This window comes from Labrenzia sp. THAF82 (assembly GCF_009363435.1).
Lineage (GTDB): Bacteria > Pseudomonadota > Alphaproteobacteria > Rhizobiales > Stappiaceae > Roseibium > Roseibium porphyridii.
Window position 1 is genome coordinate 6,233,799 of sequence record NZ_CP045354.1, and the last position, 17,813, is coordinate 6,251,611.

Annotated in this window: 15 protein-coding genes; 7 read left to right on the forward strand and 8 right to left on the reverse strand. The window is 56.2% G+C overall.

The window, feature by feature from the left end; genetic code table 11:
- Positions 1 to 56: 56 nt before the first annotated feature.
- Positions 57 to 1,754: a 30S ribosomal protein S1 gene (gene rpsA / locus FIV00_RS28710; protein WP_152503900.1), complete on the forward strand. Its 1,698-nt coding sequence runs from the start codon at positions 57 to 59 to the stop codon at positions 1,752 to 1,754.
- Here rpsA and FIV00_RS28715 read toward each other — a convergent pair.
- Complete coding sequence (locus FIV00_RS28715) at positions 1,751 to 1,963, reverse strand: hypothetical protein (RefSeq protein WP_152503901.1); 213 nt, start codon at positions 1,961 to 1,963, stop codon at positions 1,751 to 1,753. The two genes, rpsA and FIV00_RS28715, sit on opposite strands and share 4 nt — an antisense overlap.
- Positions 1,964 to 2,167: 204 nt before the next feature.
- Between FIV00_RS28715 and FIV00_RS28720 the strand changes: the two genes are divergently transcribed.
- A complete protein-coding gene (locus tag FIV00_RS28720) occupies positions 2,168 to 2,596 on the forward strand; it encodes a peptidylprolyl isomerase (protein WP_152503902.1) in 429 nt (142 codons plus the stop codon).
- 79 nt (positions 2,597 to 2,675) lie between these two features.
- Here the strand turns inward: FIV00_RS28720 and FIV00_RS28725 are convergent, their stop codons facing one another.
- Positions 2,676 to 3,905, reverse strand: a complete 1,230-nt coding sequence (locus tag FIV00_RS28725; RefSeq protein WP_152503903.1) for an MFS transporter — start codon at positions 3,903 to 3,905, stop codon at positions 2,676 to 2,678.
- A 215-nt stretch (positions 3,906 to 4,120) separates the two neighbouring features.
- Between FIV00_RS28725 and FIV00_RS28730 the strand changes: the two genes are divergently transcribed.
- From FIV00_RS28730 to FIV00_RS28750, 5 genes are all read left to right on the forward strand, one after another.
- On the forward strand, positions 4,121 to 5,284 hold the full coding sequence (locus FIV00_RS28730; RefSeq protein WP_173006200.1) for an SLC13 family permease: 1,164 nt from the start codon (positions 4,121 to 4,123) through the stop codon (positions 5,282 to 5,284).
- Between the two features lie 156 nt (positions 5,285 to 5,440).
- On the forward strand, positions 5,441 to 6,427 hold the full coding sequence (gene sppA, locus FIV00_RS28735) for a signal peptide peptidase SppA (RefSeq protein WP_152503905.1): 987 nt from the start codon (positions 5,441 to 5,443) through the stop codon (positions 6,425 to 6,427).
- A 15-nt stretch (positions 6,428 to 6,442) separates the two neighbouring features.
- Positions 6,443 to 6,742 carry an integration host factor subunit beta gene (gene ihfB / locus FIV00_RS28740; protein WP_152503906.1) on the forward strand — a complete coding sequence of 100 codons (300 nt, stop codon included), beginning with the start codon at positions 6,443 to 6,445 and terminating at the stop codon, positions 6,740 to 6,742.
- Positions 6,743 to 6,806: 64 nt separating this feature from the next.
- Positions 6,807 to 7,172, forward strand: coding sequence for a LapA family protein (locus tag FIV00_RS28745; RefSeq protein WP_152503907.1), 366 nt, complete (start codon positions 6,807 to 6,809; stop codon positions 7,170 to 7,172).
- Positions 7,173 to 7,187: 15 nt separating this feature from the next.
- Positions 7,188 to 8,096: an ornithine cyclodeaminase gene (locus FIV00_RS28750; protein WP_152503908.1), complete on the forward strand. Its 909-nt coding sequence runs from the start codon at positions 7,188 to 7,190 to the stop codon at positions 8,094 to 8,096.
- 342 nt (positions 8,097 to 8,438) lie between these two features.
- Here the strand turns inward: FIV00_RS28750 and FIV00_RS28755 are convergent, their stop codons facing one another.
- The 6 genes from FIV00_RS28755 to FIV00_RS28780 all read right to left on the reverse strand — a co-directional run bounded on the left by FIV00_RS28755 (position 8,439) and on the right by FIV00_RS28780 (position 17,805).
- Positions 8,439 to 9,056: a trimeric intracellular cation channel family protein gene (locus tag FIV00_RS28755; RefSeq protein WP_152503909.1), complete on the reverse strand. Its 618-nt coding sequence runs from the start codon at positions 9,054 to 9,056 to the stop codon at positions 8,439 to 8,441.
- Between the two features lie 174 nt (positions 9,057 to 9,230).
- Positions 9,231 to 9,869 carry a nucleotide exchange factor GrpE gene (gene grpE / locus FIV00_RS28760; protein ID WP_152503910.1) on the reverse strand — a complete coding sequence of 213 codons (639 nt, stop codon included), beginning with the start codon at positions 9,867 to 9,869 and terminating at the stop codon, positions 9,231 to 9,233.
- Positions 9,870 to 10,008: 139 nt separating this feature from the next.
- The gene (gene trxA / locus FIV00_RS28765) at positions 10,009 to 10,329 is read right to left on the reverse strand and encodes a thioredoxin (RefSeq protein ID WP_152503911.1); all 321 of its coding nucleotides are present in this window, start codon (positions 10,327 to 10,329) and stop codon (positions 10,009 to 10,011) included.
- Positions 10,330 to 10,414: 85 nt separating this feature from the next.
- Positions 10,415 to 13,924, reverse strand: a complete 3,510-nt coding sequence (addA, locus tag FIV00_RS28770) for a double-strand break repair helicase AddA (RefSeq protein WP_173006201.1) — start codon at positions 13,922 to 13,924, stop codon at positions 10,415 to 10,417.
- On the reverse strand, positions 13,921 to 17,067 hold the full coding sequence (gene addB, locus FIV00_RS28775; RefSeq protein ID WP_152503913.1) for a double-strand break repair protein AddB: 3,147 nt from the start codon (positions 17,065 to 17,067) through the stop codon (positions 13,921 to 13,923). Before addB ends, addA begins: the two co-directional genes overlap by 4 nt.
- 3 nt (positions 17,068 to 17,070) lie before the next feature.
- Positions 17,071 to 17,805 carry a nucleotidyltransferase family protein gene (locus FIV00_RS28780; RefSeq protein ID WP_152503914.1) on the reverse strand — a complete coding sequence of 245 codons (735 nt, stop codon included), beginning with the start codon at positions 17,803 to 17,805 and terminating at the stop codon, positions 17,071 to 17,073.
- Between the last annotated feature and the right edge of the window lie 8 nt (positions 17,806 to 17,813).

The following is a 17,813-nucleotide window of genomic DNA, read 5'->3' on the forward strand; positions in this document are numbered from 1 at the left end:
TCCGGAACGCAACACCAACCCGCCGGCGGTGCGCCAACTGGCGCCAGGAGAAAGACTTGACTGATTTTAATCCCTCCACTGAGGATTTTGCGGCTCTTCTCGAAGAGTCCTTCGTCCAGAACGACCTTTACGAAGGTGCTGTTGTTAAAGGCACCGTCGTTGCCATCGAAAAAGACCTGGCCGTCATCGACGTCGGCCTGAAAGTTGAAGGCCGTGTGCCGCTGAAGGAATTCGGCGCCAAGGGCCGCGACGGCGAAATGGGCGTCGGGACCGAAGTTGAAGTTTACCTGGAGCGTGTCGAAAACGCTCTTGGCGAAGCCGTTCTGTCGCGCGAAAAAGCCCGCCGCGAAGAAAGCTGGGTTCGCCTCGAAGTCGCCTTCGAAGCCAACGAAAAAGTCAACGGCCAGATCTTCAACCAGGTCAAAGGCGGTTTCACCGTCGATCTGGATGGCGCTGTTGCCTTCCTGCCGCGTTCCCAGGTGGACATCCGCCCGGTTCGCGACGTGACCCCGCTGATGCACACGCCTCAGCCGTTCCAGATCCTGAAAATGGACAAGCGTCGCGGCAACATCGTCGTATCACGCCGTGTCGTTCTGGAAGAAACCCGTGCGGAGCAGCGCTCCGAACTGGTCCAGAGCCTGGAAGAAGGTCATACCGTGGAAGGGGTGGTCAAGAACATCACCGATTACGGTGCATTCGTCGACCTCGGCGGCATCGATGGCCTGCTGCACGTCACCGACATCGCGTGGCGCCGCATCAACCATCCGTCGGAAGTTCTCACCATCGGCCAGACCGTCAAGGTGCAGATCATCCGCGTCAACCAGGAAACGCACCGCATCAGCCTCGGCATGAAGCAGCTTGAAACCGATCCGTGGGATGGCATTGAAGCCAAATACCCGATCGAAGCCAAGTTCACCGGCCGCGTGACCAACATCACCGACTATGGTGCATTCGTGGAACTGGAGCCGGGCATCGAAGGCCTGATCCACGTTTCCGAAATGTCCTGGACCAAGAAGAACGTCCATCCGGGCAAGATCGTTTCCACTTCTCAGGAAGTCGAAGTGATGATCCTGGAAGTCGATCCGGTCAAGCGCCGCATCTCGCTCGGTCTCAAGCAGACCCTGCAGAACCCGTGGGATGCGTTTGCTGAACAGTTCCCGGTCGGCACGAATGTCGAAGGCGAAGTCAAGAACAAGACTGAATTCGGTCTGTTCATCGGCCTCGACGGCGACGTGGACGGCATGGTGCACCTGTCCGATCTCGACTGGAACCGTCCGGGCGAGCAGGTCATCGAAGAGTACAAGAAGGGCGACATGGTCAAGGCCGTCGTTCTGGATGTTGACGTTGAGAAAGAGCGTATCTCTCTCGGCATCAAGCAGCTCACCGGTGACCCGATGGAATCTGGTGCCGCCGGCGAGATCCGCAAGAACTCTGTCGTCACTTGTGAAGTCATCGAAATCAAAGACGGTGGCCTGGAAGTCAAGATCGCTGACAGCGACCTGACAGCCTTCGTACGTCGCGCTGATCTCAGCCGTGACCGCGAAGACCAGCGTCCGGAGAAATTCTCTGTCGGCGACAAGTTCGATGCACGCATCACGCAGTTCGACAAGAAGACCCGCAAGGTTGCAGCGTCGATCAAAGCGCTGGAAATCGCGGAAGAGAAAGAAGCTGTTGCTCAGTACGGTTCGTCCGACAGCGGCGCTTCTCTCGGCGATATCCTGGGTGCTGCTCTGAAGCAGCAAACAGACGACTAAGCCTTCCGGTCTCTTTCAAGACCAGAAACGGAAAAGCCCGGCAGCGATGCCGGGCTTTTTGCTTTGATTGGCAGTTCGCCGCACGCGACAGCGCCGGCTTCCCGGAGATCAAGAGGTCGCTGTTTCGGTTTGAGAAGGGTACGACCTTCCACAATCGAGAGGCTGGCGTTGTTGGTGATCTTCCAAGACAGCTTGCTGCGCAATGTCATGTGTGGTTGCGAAATACGGGAAATCAAACTGAAAGACGCCGGCAATATCGTTTGGGAGGCCTCAACACATATCCCGGCTTTTGCTGTGGTATCTGCCGCCCTTTACATTTGATAGCTGTGCTTTAGGCTGCGTTCTACGACGAGCACCCGCCGACAAGCTGCGGCCTCAAAACTCACCCCTCAGACAGAATTGCGAAACGCATCATGACCGAAGCCAAAAGCGGCGACACGGTTCGTCTTCACTACAAGGGCACACTTGACGACGGTTCCGTGTTCGACAGCTCCGAAGGCAGAGAGCCCTTGGAATTTACGGTCGGCTCCGGCCAGATCATTCCGGGTCTCGACCGCGCGATACCGGGCATGAAAGTGGGGGACGAAAAGACCGTCAATATTGCAGCTGCAGATGCATACGGCCCGGTCAATCCAGATGCCCGGCAGGCTGTGCCGCGTTCGAACATTCCTGAAAATGTGCCGTTGGAAGTCGGTCTCCAGCTACAGGCGCAGACCGAGAACGGGCAGATGATGACAGTAACCGTAGTGGAGGTTGGCGAAGCTGAAGTGATCCTGGATGCCAATCATCCCCTGGCAGGAAAAGACCTAACCTTCGAAATCGAGATCACCGGCATCAATTAGGTCTGACCCATTCAGGCCCGAAGCTCAAAAGCCCGCTTGATCGCGGGCTTTTTTCATTGTGGGAAGTCAATCGTTCATCCTACTGGGTAGGCTTGGGATCCGGTTCGACCCGTTTTTCTTTCACCAGCGTCTCTTCCATGAAGACAACGTAGATGACGAGGCCGACGGTCGCGGTTGCGGCAAGGCTCAAAAAACCGACGGTATAGCTGGTAAACTGAACGATATATTCAGCTGCAATGTTGCTGAGCGATGCTCCGATCCCGATCAACATCGCAAGCACCCCTTGCGCGAAATTGAAACGGCCTGTCCCCGCGGTGATGTCCGCAAGAACCAGCAGAAAAACCATCGCGAAGATACCGTTGGCAACACCATCGAGCGCCTGAATGGCAACAAGAGCGTAGGTGTTGTCGAACTGACTGAACAAAATACCCCGAACAGGCAGCACCAGAAATGCGATGAGCAGCAAGGGTTTACGCCCCCAGACATCTGCTTTTTTACCACAAAAGATCGCCATGACGATCATCACGAGCTGGGCCGCGATCACACAGGCCGCCGTGAAGGCGATGCCGTGTTGTGCGTCGCTGTTGGACGACAGTTTCTGGCTGACAAGCGGCAGCATGGAAGCATTGGCCGAATGGAACAGGAAAATGCAGATGGCAAAAACAAGCAGCCGCCTGTCTTCGAACAGGCTCAAGATGCCTTCCGGGTTACCCGAACCGGTGTTTTCTTCCGCCACCCCGCCGCGGGCCAATTCGTGATCGATTGCGTTTCTATTGATCAGCAGGGCACAAATGATCATGCCGCAGGCCATGGCTGCCACGAGCCAGAATACGCCGAGCGGTGACCATGTCAGCGCGAGTATGGCTGCCAGAACCGCCGCGAGCATGTTGCCTGCGTGGTTCCATGCCTGGTTTGCACTCGTCTGCCTGGTAAAATAGGCATGGCCGACCAGACCCAGAGTGACCGCAGCAATCAGTGGCCCCAGGAATGCCGACGCCGACCCGATCAGGATCTGTGCGGTGTAGACCGCAAAAGCATCATTGAAAGCCAGGATACCAAGAGTACTGATTGCAATGGCAATCGCGCAGCCGATCAAAAGCGTTCGCTTCCACGTTACGCTGTCGACGATCGCACCGGCCGGGGACTGCATCACGACAGTCGCAATGCTGCCGGCTGCCAGGGCAAACCCGATTGAACCGGGAGACCAGTGCTGCAAGGAAAGCAGATAGATCGCCAAATAAGGCCCAATCCCGCCGACGACGTCGCCCGCAAAAAAATTCACTCCAAGCAACGGTCTGTTCAACTGCATGCTACCAGCCTTTGAAATGAGAGGAGCCTAACGTAGTCAGGATTCATCACAAGCAGAAATTAGTAAAGCAATTGAATACATCTCGAAATAGCATAATAGTGTAGGCAGTTCGACAAATTCGGATGGATTAGATGCCTTTGAGTTTAATTGTATCTATATTTGTATTTTTCTTGATTGCAGTACGACAATGGCTTCCAGACTGGCTGAAGATCTGGATGATCATGACCTTTGGCGCAATATTTCTATTGATTACCGGGACTATTTCCCCCTCAGAAGCCTTGAAGGCCATCGACTGGAACGTGATTGCGTATCTTTTCGGCGTGTTTGCCATTTCTCATGCTTTGTTTGCGTCGGGTATTTCGGAGAAAGTCAGCAATTGGATTTGTGCAGATAGCCGTTCAATTCCCCAGATCCTGCTCTTTTTCATTTTGTTCGTCACCGCTGTGTCTGCAGTGCTCACCAACGATGCGGCCGCTGCTATTGGAACACCGATCGCAATAGCAATCGCTGCGAGCCTCAATATCGCCGCATCGTTGCCTCTCATCGCCCTGTGTGTCTCCGTCACGGTGGGTAGCATGTTTTCTCCAGTGGGCAATCCCCAGAACCTGCTGATTGTGGCCGATGGGCATTTCAACAATGCGGTCGGCACGTTTCTGGAGTGGCTGGCGGTGCCGGCACTGCTATCGCTCGGATTTACGGTCTTATGGTTCTGGTATTGCTTTCGCAAAGCTCCAACGGGAGACGCCCCTTCCAACGTCACACCGGACGAACAGAACATGCGTCAATGGCCCGCCCTTCTGGCAACCGGTCTGTTGTGCGCCCTGGTCATTACTGACAGTCTGGCACATGAGACTGACTGGTTGCCCGATCTTCCTCTTGGAGCCCTCAGCCTTATCGCCGCCGTTCCGTTGTTTGTATTTTCTTCGCATCGGGTGCAACTGATCAAGGAAGTTGACTGGCACACGCTGATTTTCTTCGTATCCATGTTCATAGTGACCGGCGCTGTTCTGAAATCGGGCGCCTTGCAGGAATGGCTTAGCCCCTGGCACGACCAACTGGGCGACCCTTTGCTGGTCACCTCCATTTCGTTTTTCGGCAGCCAGGTGTTTTCAAATGTTCCGCTGGTGGAAATCTACCTTAATCTTCTGGAAGGTCATGAGACGGCGACTTTGATGCTTCTCTCCGGCATATCCACGCTCGCCGGCAATCTCTTTATCCTCAGCGCGGCCAGCAACGTGATCATTGTGCAGCAAGCTGAAAAGCATGGCGTGACGCCCTTTCAGTTCTGGCAATTCACGGTCTACGTTCTGCCGGTGACGGTCTTCTCTCTCATCGTCTGTTATGCTTGGGTTGCATTCGTGCGAAACGCTGCCGGTTGAAACCGGCACCGCTTCCAGGCCCTGCAAAATTCGCCCACGTTACGCGAAACCGCCGCAATCTGATGCGAAAGTCGCGATAAGCAATTGCAATTGCTCGTTCGCTCACTCTATTTAGGTTATTGGTTTCATACGATCTTATCCGGAGACCCCAATTCCATGTCAGTTGATGTTGACGCGCTGGTAGATAGACGTCGTTTGCGGCGCAAAGTGACGTTCTGGCGGGTGGCAACCTTTGTTGTAATTGCCGTAGCCCTGATCAGCGGGCTGGTTTATGTGTCCGGAATATCTGGACTGTCCAAGCGAAGTGCTCACATCGCCCGCATACCGATCGAAGGTGTCATCATTGAAGATCGCAAGACGCTGAAAATGATCGAGCGGATCGCCAAGGCGGAAGCGGTCAAGGGCGTTGTCATATCAATCAATTCACCCGGCGGCAGCACCACAGGCGGCGAAGCGCTTTATCAAGCGCTGCGCGAATTGTCGGAAAAGAAACCTGTCGTTGCTGAAATTCGAACGGTCGGCACATCCGCTGGCTATATGGTTGCGCTTGCCTCGGACCATATTGTTGCCCGTTACAACACGATCACAGGTTCTATCGGTGTTTTGTTTCAGTTCGGCAATATTCAAAAGCTGATGGAAACGGTCGGCGTCGAGATGGAGGCGGTCAAAAGCGCACCTCTCAAGGCTGAACCGGATTTCTATTCACCGACAACACCGGAAGCTCGTGCCATGCTGCAAAGCCTGGTCAAGGACTCCTATGACTGGTTTGTCGGCCTCGTCGCCGAACGCCGCGACCTGTCTCCTGCCAAAGCACGGGAACTTGCCGACGGCCGCATCCTGACGGGTCACACAGCGGTGGAAGAGAAGCTGGTCGACGCCATTGGTGGCGAGGACAAGGCCATCTCCTGGCTGGTCGACGAGAAGGGTGTTGCCAAGGATTTGCCGGTTGTCACCTGGAAGGCAAACGAAAACCTTGAAGAGTTGCCATTCTCGTCCCGGATCTCCCGCGAATTCGGAAAAGGCATCGGATCCGCCCTCCTAAATCCCATTAATGACGCTAAGGGGCTGATTCCTCGAGGTCTTACGCTTGACGGGCTCGTATCCGTTTGGCAGGCTTCAGACGCGGCAGACAATAATCATTAAGCGAGGGGGCTCTCCATGATCAAATCTGAGCTTGTACAGCATATCGCCGAGCAGAACCCGCATCTGTATCAGCGCGATGTCGAAAACATCGTCAATGCCATCTTGGACGAGGTCACGGAAGCTTTGATGCGTGGTGACCGTGTGGAGCTGCGTGGCTTCGGAGCGTTCTCCGTCAAGAATCGCCCTGCCCGTATCGGCCGCAATCCGCGCACCGGCCAGAAGGTGGAAGTGGACGAGAAATTTGTTCCCTTCTTCAAAACCGGCAAAGAAATGCGTATACGATTGAACGATGGTGTGGATCACGGCGACGACTGATTGCGCTGCCGGTACCGGACCATCTAACATCAAGTTCTGATTTGGAAAATTCCGGGAGACCCCAGTGACCCGCTTCATCAGGAATGTGATTTTGTTTGCGATTGCAGTGGTTCTGGTGCCGCTTTCAGTTGCAAACCGGCACACGGTTTCCCTGTCCCTGAACCCGTTCGATCCCCAGGATCCAGCAATGACCGTTGAGGGCGTTCCATTGTTCTGGGTCATTTTTGCCAGCCTCGCCGTCGGCATTGTTGTCGGCGGGCTTGGGGCATGGGCAAAGCAGGGCCGTTGGCGCAAGGAAGCGCGTGTTAAACGCCGCGAGGCTGACAAGTGGCACAAGGAAGCCGACCAACTGCGCGAAATGAATACCGCTGCACAACCGGCATCCGGCGTTAAGGGTTTGCCAGGACCAGGCAACCGATCAGCGGCTTAAGCACCGGCTTTTCAGATGAGGATCATCTCGAGCGGCGAAATTGACGCCTGTCTTGAAGACCGGCAGGTTCTGGAATCTCTGAGACGCGCTTTCCGTTCCAATACAATTGCCCCTGAGATCGGTGCCACACGGATTGGCCGCCTCAACCAGCAAAGCGGCAGCTTCTCCTGGCAACCGGCCTGGACAGACTTTGAGGCACAGGGCGACGTCAGTCGCGGCTATGTCGGTTGCTCTATCGAGTTGGCTCTTCCCGAACAAAACGGCCAGTCATCAGGTCTATATCTTCTTTTTTCCGGTTCTGCCGGGCAACCAATCGCATTGCTCGATGGTGTGCGACTTGCCGATTGGCGCACGGCCGGGCTCCATGCCCTGGCAGCCAGTTACCTGTCTCGCGAGGACACGTCGCGTCTCCTGATCATTGGCGACAGTCCGCTCATCCCGCGGCTTGCATGCGCATATGCTGCTGTTCGAAATTTTACCTCGATCCTGCTCTCCGGATCGTCGAAGGAGATGCAGAAACGCCTGTCCGGCCTGCCTGCGCTCAATAAAGTTCACATCGGAACAACAGCTGAGATCCACGACGCCCAGGAAGGCGCAGACATGATCTGCATCGCGGGACCCGACAAGGACACGGGGAACCATCACCATCTGACCTATCTGGATCCACCGGCCGGTTGCCACATTGACGTTGTCGACGCAAATGCCAGTCTTCCAACTGATCTGCAAGAGGAAGGCAGGCTGTTCACGACAGACCTGAAATCGCCACCCTTCACGCATTTGGAGTGGGCTGCGGACTTGAAGGATCTCACCCAGGGCAACAAGGCTGGGCGGCGATATTATGGCCAGAGAACCCTGTTTCTTCATGGCAATCGAACAGCGATTGCAGACTATGCATTGGCAACACACATTTTTTTGAGGTCGTGACCTCTGGAACTTCGACCGTTGAACACCAAATCTAGTCGCAGCAGGGGGAGACCTTGGGAGCGTGTGTCCTCAAACGAGTAAAAAACTCACAACCGGATACGCTTTCGATTTGTCGTTTTGCAAAGGAGCAAGACATGTTGACGACACTTGCATATTCGGCAAGCCTCCCAGTCGTCGCGCTCGGAACGATCTTTTACGTTTCCGCGACATTCGGGCTTGTCTATTAGGCACAAGGCGAAAAGCCGGTTCGTGGGAACCGGCTTTTGTCCTTTTTGACCCCTCATTTTCCGGTTGCTGATACTTCACACAACAAACGTAATATACTGGCCTCGCCAGCCGCTCTCAGTCTTGTCTGCCGGCATTGCTGCCGTATCCAGGCAGTTTCCATCCATAAATGATCGCACCGCCGCGCAGGCCGAGAGCGAGAAGTGCCGCAAAACCGGCAGCCAAAGCGTTTGGTATGTCGAACTGAACCAGCAGCACGAAGCAACTTGCGCCTGCAAAAGCCGCACTGACATAGATCTCAGGTTTGACGATCGACGGTGGTTCACCGGCGATCGTGTCTCGCAGAATTCCGCCGAAAGTTGCCGTTGAAACACCCATCAGGATCGCGACAAGGATCGTGTCGCCAACGGACAAGGCCTTTGCTGCACCCATAACAGAATAGGCGGCGACACCGACAGCATCTGCCCATCGCAAGGGCTTGCTCAGCCGCTCAAGCCAGTGCGCAAAAAACCAGACAAAAACGCTGACAATCAGGCAAACCAATACATAGGTTTCGTTGACCACCCAGAAGACGGGGACACCGAGCAACAAGTCACGCAGCGTGCCGCCTCCGATGCCGGTTAACGTCGCGAAAAAGAGAAACGCAATGAAATCCAGCTGCTTGCGAGAAGCGACAATTCCACCGGTTACAGCGAAAACGGCAACGCCAAGATAATCAAGAATTTGAAATAGCATCTGCGCCCCCGGGTATTCGTTTTCATTTCATCCGGGTTTGGCGCTGCGGCGTCAAGACCTGATGCCCGGTTCGGTCAGGTTGGAGAGGTTATAGGCAACGCGTAGTGCTCAGGAATTGAAAAAGCCGCTCCCTGGTGTGGGAACGGCTCAATCATTTTTGCATCAATGCTGCGTTCAGGCGCTCTTGTCGACAGTTTGTCCTGCTTCTTCAGAGGCACCGGTCGCCTGAGCGACATCCTTGGGACCGCCTTTGGAAACGCCGACCATGGCAGGACGTAAGACCCTTTCACCGATCACGTATCCGGCTTGAACAACCTGGACGACGGTGTTGTTCGGCACTTCCGTATTTGGAACCTCGAACATGGCCTGGTGAAAGTTCGGATCGAATTTCTGCCCCTCAGGGGTCAGCTTCTTGACGCCGTTCTTCTCAAGTTGATTGAGAAGATCCCGTTCGATCATCTCAACGCCCTCGATCAGGGAGGCAACGCCGGCATCCGCATTGCGGCGATCTTCTTCCGGCAGGGCCTCGAGTGCGCGGCGCAAATTATCAGATACCGTCAGCATGTCGCGGGCAAAGCCGGATACAGCATACTGCCTGGCGTCCTTGATCTCTTTTTCGGTCCGGCGGCGAAGATTTTCCATCTCGGCCATCGTCCTGAGAGCCCGGTCTTTCAACTCGGCATTTTCAGCGTTCAGAACTTCGACCGGATCTGCGGCAGTCTCTTCGACCGCTTCAGACTGCTTTTCTGCAGCTTCGGCGCCCGGTGTCGCCTCTTCCGGCTGTTCTTCCGGGGTTTTGTTTTCGTCGCTCATTGATGTTCCGTTTGCTCTGACTGTTTGCGGATGCTTATAGAGCCACTTGCCGCCCATTTCAAAGCGTATTGGCGGACAAGCATCAGCTTATCCGCCATATGCACCCAATGGGCCTGGGCCTGTCCGCAAAGTGGTGGTTTTAAAGAGCGCTCTTGATCCAATCGGAGAGCTTGCCCTTTGGAGCAGCACCAACTTGCGTCGCCATCGGCTCACCGCCTTTGAACAGGATCAGCATCGGAATCGAACGGACACCGTATTTCATCGCCATGTCCTGGTTTTCGTCGATATTGAGCTTGGTGATCTTAACCTGTTCGCCCATTTCTTCGGAAATTTCTTCAAGAGCAGGGGCAATCATTTTGCATGGGCCACACCATTCGGCCCAAAAGTCGACAACAACCGGTGCGTCGGAATTCAGAACTTCGGTTTCAAAAGATGCATCGGTAACTTGAGTGGTAGCCATAACAGGATCTCGTGGTTCGGAGGAAAACACCTACACGATGCAGGTGTATCAGTTGGCAAGAACGTAGGAAGCGACACGGCCTCCGTCAAGCGGATGTGCCATCAGGACGCAAACCTGCAAATGTCTCATCGAGTATGTGGGCCGGAATCTCCATCAACTCGGGTTTTGCCGTCCAGAGCAGACACGCGGAAATGACGGTGTCCGGGTAAATCTGTTTCAGCATTTCTCTGTAAACACAAAGCTGTGCGCGATATTCAAGTGGAATTTCCTCTGCCCGACCCGGCGGATTGAAGTTTGTTTTGTAATCCACAATCACGACCCTGTTATCCTCAACCAGCAATCGGTCGATCTGTCCGGATATCTCCACTTCCGTTCCATTGGCTGCGCGAATCGTTCCGACGACGGGAACTTCAGCGAGTGCATTGCCGGCAAACAGAGGTTCGAAATCCCTGTTGGAGAGAATGTCATCGATCTCGTTGAGCAACCGTTTCCGATACGTCGCAAATTCAGGCTTGAGCGCCTGGTTGAGGTAGCTATCGGCAGCCGGTAACCGGTCTTCCTGTTCAAGATCTGGCAGCAACTCCAGCAGTCGGTGAATAAGCCGCCCCCGCTCAAGTGGCCAGGACTGCGGTTGCCGGCCCGCCTGAAGGCGCGCCAAGGCCGGGATCGCTTCAATTCCCTGCTTTTCTTCCATCGCTTCGAAGGCGCGAGATGGCTGAAGCCGCTTCTTCTTTGGCAACGCGCGAACATGTGTCGTCAGCCAGCCCGGAAGCGCTTCACTTGTCGCAGCATTCTCGTCCGCTTCTTCCTGTCCGGCTCTAGCATCGGCTGTCGGCTCCGTACTGCTCTTTTGCCAACGCCACCCGTTTGTCTCACCCGTTGCATCAATTAGTTCACGTGCATCAGGTTTCAGGGCCCTGCTGACCAGCGAATACCAGCAATTTTCGTGAGCGCCTCGTTTGGGCTCCCAGCCGCATACGATCAGCCTGTCTTCTGCGCGTGTCAGGGCAACGTAAAGGAGGCGCCGATATTCTTCTTCCTGCGCCAGTCGGAGATCTTCGATTGCCTCGTCATGCCACACAGTTCGATCCGCTTTCGAAGGCAACCAGACCAGAGCAGGAGGCACCAGATCATTGCCAAGGCGTTTGCGCGGTAAAAACGCAGGATCGTGAATAGCGCTGACCGGTGCAGCGCCCGGGTCGACCAGAATGACGATCCTGGCTTCCAGTCCCTTTGAACCGTGCACGGTCATGATCCGCACCATGCCCTTGGTGTTGGTCAGCTCACGCTTGATTTCGGTCGGCGCGGCAGCCATCCAGGCCAAGAACCCTTCCAGACCGGGCGCCGCAGCCTGTTCATACGCAACGGTCAGGGCCAGGAACTCGTCAAGGACGTCATCAACCTCGACCCCAAGCCGCGCACGAAAGGCCTGACGCCCACCGTCTGCGCCCAAAAGCCTGGCATAGAACTCAAACGGAGGAACGAAGTCCGCCCTTGAGCGCCACTCCTCCAGGCGGGCTCGCACATTTTGCCATTTTTCCGATGTGTCAGAGTGTTTGACGAGCATCTGCCAAAGTGTGCCGGGGCGAATATCTGCCGCACTTTCCCGGGCAATTTCCAGAAGGTCGTCATCGTCAAGACCAAAGAGTGGGCTTTTGAGCACAGCGGCGAGCGAAAGATCGTCTTCCGGCAGAAGCAAGAAACGCCCGAGCGCCGAAAGATCCTTTACAGCGATATGATCCGTCAGCACCAACCGATCGCTACCGGCTGCCGGAATGCCCAATCGCTTCAGTTCTCGGTTGAGCGCTTCAACAAAGGGGCCGCGCTTGCGCACTAAGATCATGACATCGCCGGGATCTGCGGTCCCGTCGCGCATCCATCGGGAAATTTCACCGGCAATTCGCTTGGCAACCTTCAGCATCGGGTTGTCGGAACCGACGTGGTCTATCGGCTGTCGCCAATCATCGGGTTCTGCAATCTCCGTTTCCGCCTCCAGCGGCCACAAATCGACAATACCCGGGTCCTTGCGAATGGCCTCATGCTTCGGAGCCTCGGCGATCTGTGACAGGCCTCGGTAAGCTGTCTCCTCGTCGAACACCTTGTCGACCGCACCAAGGACGTCCGGCGTGGAGCGGAAGGAAAGCTGCAAATTAACTGAATGAAACTCTTGCTCTGCCGCAGCCGCCTTTTGCGAAAATGACCGGCGCATGGCATCGAAATAGGCTGGAACCGCACCCTGGAACGAATAGATGGACTGTTTTTCATCACCAACGGCAAAGAGCGTCCGCGTTCTTTCGTGAGCGCCGCTGCCTGCAAAAAACTCCGACGCGAGTTCCTGGACGACTTCCCACTGGCGCGGGCTGGTATCCTGTGCTTCATCGACCAGAATGTGATCGAGGCCCTGGTCCAGCTTGTACTGCACCCACTGGGCGGCATCCGACTTCCTCAAAAGCGTTGCCGTCTTGACTACAAGATCTTCGAAATCGAGATACCCTCTGGCCGTTTTTGCAAGTTCGTAGTGGCGGATCACCGCGTCGGCAAGACGCAAAAGAGACATGGTCCCCACATAGGTCGCCACCTTGCGACGCTCTGCCAGAAGCGACAGAAGTCTCGCCTGCTCTGCGACCAGAGCATCAACCATCTCCGGGAACTCAGCGGCGACCTTCTTCGTGGCGAGGGACTTGCGCGGCTCAAACTTGGCCGTCAGGAAAACAGGTAGCCACGCTTCACGAAAAGCGGACGCATTTTCGAGCCTTGCTGCAGCTGCAATTTCATCAGCGCGTGCCTGGTCTGTCTTTGCACCGGTTCTCAAAGCTTCGGCATAACTAAGACAGCTATCCAAATCGAGACTGCACTCGTTCTGGAACCGAAGATCAAAAAGATCAAGCCGTGAAGAAGGATCCACCTCCAGCAAATCTGCGAGTTCCGCGATCGCCCTTTCCAGGTCCCCGGCATCAACCGTCCAACGACGAAAAGCGTCCCGGTTCTGAATGAGTTCATCCAGAGCTTTCTGAGCGCCGCCGTCGCTCATAAGGTCAATAACGGAATTCAGGGCGGTCCCAAACGCACTTTCCGGTTCCATCTCGGCCTTGTGCAATACAACCGCGCGGGCTTCGGCCATCAACTCGCCAGCAATCCGATCGTCCAAAACCGCAAAATGCCCGGCGACATTGGCTTCAAGCGGAAACTGATGCAGTAAAGCTTCGCAGAAGCCGTGAATAGTCTGGATTTTCAAGCCGCCCGGCGTTTCCAGTGCTTTGGCAAACAATCTGCGTGCAAGCGCCAGTCGCGCGGCACTGGGCTTTCGGCCCTCGATCTCCTCAAGTTCACGTGCAAGCGCTTCGTCTTCGACTGTTACCCACTCACCAAGGATCTTGAAGACACGTGTCGCCATTTCGGCAGCCGCCGCCTTGGTGAAGGTCAGCGCAAGAATGCGGCTTGGATCCGTGCCGTCCAACAGCAATCGCACGACACGGCGGGAAAGAACGAAAGTCTTTCCAGAACCAGCATTGGCACTCACCCAGGCCGAGGCCCTGGGTCTTGAAGCACGATCCTGCCGTTCTTTCGTCAGCTGGGGGATGTCAACGCCGCTCATGCCGGATCGTCTCCGCCAAGAGCCCATTCCTGCGAACGTGCCAGGTGATCGAAATCGCCGTCCATCTGCCGGCCACGCATCACCCTTGCGCGCGACAGATAGCCTGTCTTTTCATCGGCATAATGTGCAATGAGCTGTTCAAGACGCGTCCATGCATCTTCTGCCAGATCCGCCAGTTCAACGTCCTTGGGATTGCGCAGGACGTCTATGACCGGTTCCAGCCCCCCCTTCAGCTGCAGGTATAGCAACTCGGTCAATGGCGCGTCTGCCGGAACGTCCTTGAACCCGGAACGTTTGATCATTGCGGCTTCTAGTGGCAATTGCGGAGCCAGAAGCGCATCAACCTGTTTCTGAGACGGCACCAGACCGGTTTTATAATCGATAACTGCCAGACCCCCTCCCTCCAGGAGGTCAATCCTGTCCGCGCGGCCGCGCAACCGGAACTCAAATCCCGGAAGCTTGAGGTCAACACCTCCGCCAATTTCCAGATACCGTCTTTCCAGTGTCTGAGACCGGATTGCTTCGTAGCCGACAAATCCTGCGGCGATGCGCTGGAACCGCGGCCACCACAGTGCGCGTATCGCCGGGAAAGCATCCAACGGTCGAAAGAGCTCTTCCCCAATCTCCAAAAGAGCGTCAACAGCACTGCTGTCGAATGGGCCTTTCCAGTTCGCCAGGAAATTTGCCAAGGCATCGTGAACAAGGTTGCCCTTGTCCGCCGCGCCCGGTTCACCGCCAATCGGCTCAACAGGTTGGAGATCCAAAACATGACGGGCATAGACCGCATAGGGATCTCTGATCAGGCGTTCGATCTCAGTGATCGAAAGGGTCTTTGGCCGTGCTGCGAGCGGCGGACTTGGCCTCGGCCTTGTTGCGGGCGTAACTGGTCCAGGTGCCCGGTCAAGCCGGCCTGCCAGAGACGTAAAGCGAGCGCCTTGCTGCTCCATGACACGGGCGATATTGGGTCCGGCCAAAGTCGTCAGCCGCTGGAGCCACCGTGAGGCAACGGTCGGTGCTCCATCCGCCCTGGCGGCACGGGTCAGGAGAACACGTCCGGCACCAAGTCCTTGGGAAAAATCATGGGCCGCAGCGCCGAGCCGGCGCTCGGGAGGTTCCAACCCCATGTCTCTTTTCATCGGTCGGTTCAACCAGGGATCGTTTCTGGTCCGTTGCGGCCAGACACCTTCGTTCAAACCACCGAGGACAGCGAAATCGAATGACTGCAGGCGGGCTTCCATGGGACCCAAGATCTGAACGCGCATATCGCCTGGAACACGCCGGCGGACAGCTTCGCCAGACATCAGCGCAGGCAGGACGGATGACCATTCGCGCGGCACGATTTCCAGACCGCTCGAGCCGGCTTCCAGCAAACCCGACAAGAAGCCGGCGAGCGCTTCCCCTGCTTCTCCGGCGAACAGCTCGTCAACCGACCCGGATTCATCCACCGCAACTGACTGCAAAATGTCCACATGTCTTCTGGCAAGTTCTGTGACATCCAGAGGTTCGGAGCTGTTTGCAATCTCCTCCAGCGGCTCAAGAGCTGAGGCGAGACGGTCCACAAGACCAGCAATCACATCCCAGTCTTCGTCATGAACCTTCTTCCAGCGCGGCAAATGAGATGCACTGGTGGCGGCTTCCCGACTGGCCTCAACGGCTTGTTTCAAACCGGCAGTGCCGGGGCGCGCCCTCGGTCCTCGCAGGACACCACGTTCAAGCGCGCGTGCAGCAGAGCGAATATCCTTTGCCTGCAATCCGAGCCGTGCAAGGGGGTGTTTGAGAAGAGCCAAAAGGTCAATCGGTTCGCACCCCTCCAGCGCGAGTTTTGCGGCAAGGATCGCCAACACTGCAGGCGCAGTCTGGTCCAGGGGGCGGCCCGCACTGTCATCGACCTGAATGTTCCAGCGCGCCAACTCGGCTGCGACACGCCGGGTCAGCATCCTGTCCGCAGATATCAGTGCCGATGTCTGACCAAGGTCAATCGCCTCCCGCAAGGCAATGGCGACGCTCAAGGCTTCGTCCGCCTCGTTGCGAGCGGTCAGAATTGCGACATCCTGCAACGCTTTCGCCCGATCCTGCTCGGAGCGCTGCTGAAGATATTGCGTCCAACCGTCAGAAGTATCCGCTGGCCGCAGAGCCTCGGACACCAGCTCTTCACGCAGCTGCAACTCAGGTGTTCCGGCGCTGCGCAACGGAACAACATCAGCGCGTGACGCCTTCAGACGGATCAGCAATTGTTTGAGCGAATATTGCGGATGAGACGGTAATATCGATGCCGGCTTTGCAGCCGCGATCTGGCCAGGCGCTGGGGCCTGACGTTCACCGAGCGCTGCCCATGACCTTTCATCAAGATGATGATCGAGGCCAGGCAGCACAATGAGTCCCTGGTCCAGTTCGGCAACCACTTTCAGAAGCTCCGCAGTTGCAGGTACGGAGCCAGTGACGCCAGCAACAATGACAGGCCCCTTTTGCGCAGTCGACTTAAGGCGTTCAGCTTCTCGCCTGATCAGTGCCGAACGGCGCGCTTTTGGGTCCATTCTGCCGAGCTCTGCCAAATGAGCCGGCCAGGCCGTCTGGACAATTTGGAGGAAATCCAACGTGATCTGCCAGTAACGCGCATGATCCTCCGGCACCAGCCCACCCAGCCCGGACCAGTCCGCTTCTTCCGTTTCCACCTCATCCATCAATGTCAGAAGGTCTGCGGCGAGCCAGGCCGCATCAGCGGTCGATGCCGGCAGACCCAACGGTTCGTCCGAACGCAGGCTCAAGGCCTCCCGACGCAGCATTCCCTTCCACGCCTTCACCAGCCGTGTCATAGCCAGATGCCGCTCCAGAAGAGGCATGGCAGGCGGAAGCGGCTCCAGATCAGCATCACCGCTGAGGCCCTGAACGTCCTCATCGGCGTCCCCGACCGGACGGATGACAGGCAAAAGAACAGGTTTGCCGTCAAACTTCTGCTGAAACAGTTCCGGCAAGAGCCGGGCCGCACGACGCGTCGGCAGATAGAGCGTGACCCTAGGCAAAAGCAATGGGTCATCAAGCGGCCGAAACCCCGGCAAAAGTGACCCGTCGACCAGCGTATCTACCAGCGTTTTCAGAAACGGAACGGAGGGTGGAACGGTGAAGAGGCTCGGTCTTTCACCCATGCGTCAGGCCGCGCTTTCGCGCACTGCATATTCCGCGGCATGGATGGCTTCCGGTGTTCCGATATGAAGCCAGAGCCCTTCCATCTGCACACCGAACAGGCGACCATTTTCAATAGCCCGGTCAAAGAGCGTATTCATGGAGAAAGGGCCTTCCGGCGCGCCTTCAAAGAGACGCGGGTGCAAAATGGTGGCGCCAGCATAGGCAAAGGGTGTCACACCCTTTTCAAGACGGCGGGTCAGTGCACCATCCTTTGCCATGTCAAAGTCACCGCGGCCGCCATATCCCACTGACTTCACCGTTTCAGCGACAAGCAGAAGTGCATCCATGCGGGATTCATCCCAGGCATCGATCATGTGTTCCAGATTGGGTTTTACCCCTTCAATCCAGTAACAGGTGTCGGCGTTCAACTGGAAAAACGGTTCGTCACCGAGCAACGGCAAGGCTTTCGTGATGCCGCCTCCCGTTTCCAGAAGCTGTTCGCGTTCATCGGAAATGAGAATTTCCATATCCTGGCGCCGGCGCACATGCACCTCGACAAGATCAGCCAGATAGTGGACGTTGACGACGCAGGTCTTAACATCTGCCGCCGATAGCCGATCCATGCCATGATCGATCAGTGCCTGACCATTCACTTCAATGAGTGGTTTCGGCGTCGTCGCCGTCAAAGGGCGCATGCGTTTGCCGAGACCTGCTGCCAGGATCATGGCTTTCGATGGACGGAACCGTGTGTTGGTCATGGATCATG

What these genes read in the sequence shown, in the direction of transcription:
- FIV00_RS28715 (WP_152503901.1), bottom strand. Translation starts at nt 1,963, where the DNA reads ATGACATTGCGCAGCAAGCTGTCTTGGAAGATCACCAACAACGCCAGC.
- FIV00_RS28720 (WP_152503902.1), top strand. Translation starts at nt 2,168, where the DNA reads ATGACCGAAGCCAAAAGCGGCGACACGGTTCGTCTTCACTACAAGGGC.
- FIV00_RS28725 (WP_152503903.1), bottom strand. Translation starts at nt 3,905, where the DNA reads ATGCAGTTGAACAGACCGTTGCTTGGAGTGAATTTTTTTGCGGGCGAC.
- FIV00_RS28730 (WP_173006200.1), top strand. Translation starts at nt 4,121, where the DNA reads ATGATCATGACCTTTGGCGCAATATTTCTATTGATTACCGGGACTATT.
- sppA (WP_152503905.1), top strand. Translation starts at nt 5,441, where the DNA reads ATGTCAGTTGATGTTGACGCGCTGGTAGATAGACGTCGTTTGCGGCGC.
- ihfB (WP_152503906.1), top strand. Translation starts at nt 6,443, where the DNA reads ATGATCAAATCTGAGCTTGTACAGCATATCGCCGAGCAGAACCCGCAT.
- FIV00_RS28750 (WP_152503908.1), top strand. Translation starts at nt 7,188, where the DNA reads ATGAGGATCATCTCGAGCGGCGAAATTGACGCCTGTCTTGAAGACCGG.
- FIV00_RS28755 (WP_152503909.1), bottom strand. Translation starts at nt 9,056, where the DNA reads ATGCTATTTCAAATTCTTGATTATCTTGGCGTTGCCGTTTTCGCTGTA.
- grpE (WP_152503910.1), bottom strand. Translation starts at nt 9,869, where the DNA reads ATGAGCGACGAAAACAAAACCCCGGAAGAACAGCCGGAAGAGGCGACA.
- trxA (WP_152503911.1), bottom strand. Translation starts at nt 10,329, where the DNA reads ATGGCTACCACTCAAGTTACCGATGCATCTTTTGAAACCGAAGTTCTG.
- addA (WP_173006201.1), bottom strand. Translation starts at nt 13,924, where the DNA reads ATGAGCGGCGTTGACATCCCCCAGCTGACGAAAGAACGGCAGGATCGT.
- addB (WP_152503913.1), bottom strand. Translation starts at nt 17,067, where the DNA reads ATGGGTGAAAGACCGAGCCTCTTCACCGTTCCACCCTCCGTTCCGTTT.
- FIV00_RS28780 (WP_152503914.1), bottom strand. Translation starts at nt 17,805, where the DNA reads ATGACCAACACACGGTTCCGTCCATCGAAAGCCATGATCCTGGCAGCA.